This window comes from Lysinibacillus sp. GbtcB16, from assembly GCF_019091145.1.
GTDB classification, from domain to species: Bacteria; Bacillota; Bacilli; order Bacillales_A; family Planococcaceae; genus Lysinibacillus; species Lysinibacillus fusiformis.
This window is the reverse complement of sequence record NZ_JAGXJV010000464.1, coordinates 1-266: the sequence shown is the minus strand read 5'-3', so window position 1 is coordinate 266 and position 266 is coordinate 1. Positions and strand designations below refer to the sequence as shown.

Sequence of the window (266 nt, the reverse complement as noted above, 5' to 3'; positions counted from 1 at the left end):
AAGCTTAATATTTGCTCAACTAACCACTCGACTTCACAAGGGTTGATAATGGTAATGGTCAGTGTGCCATCTTCATGAAAACAGATATCTTCGGCATAAAAACAATCCAGCGCACGCGCCATGGACCTTCCGGCGAAATGAAGAACAGCGCCCGTAATTTCTTCTTTCCGACCATCCAAAGAAATATCCCGCAGAGGTGTCGGATGGCAGCGCTGGTACGACTCAGGCAAAGCAACCAAATCCAATATTCTGGTCAGCTTGAATAC

Annotated in this window: 1 pseudogene; it reads right to left on the bottom strand. The window is 46.2% G+C overall.

Annotated elements, in window-relative coordinates:
* Nucleotides 1-266 (bottom strand): annotated as a pseudogene (locus KVT27_RS24910) (helix-turn-helix transcriptional regulator); the annotation flags it as partial.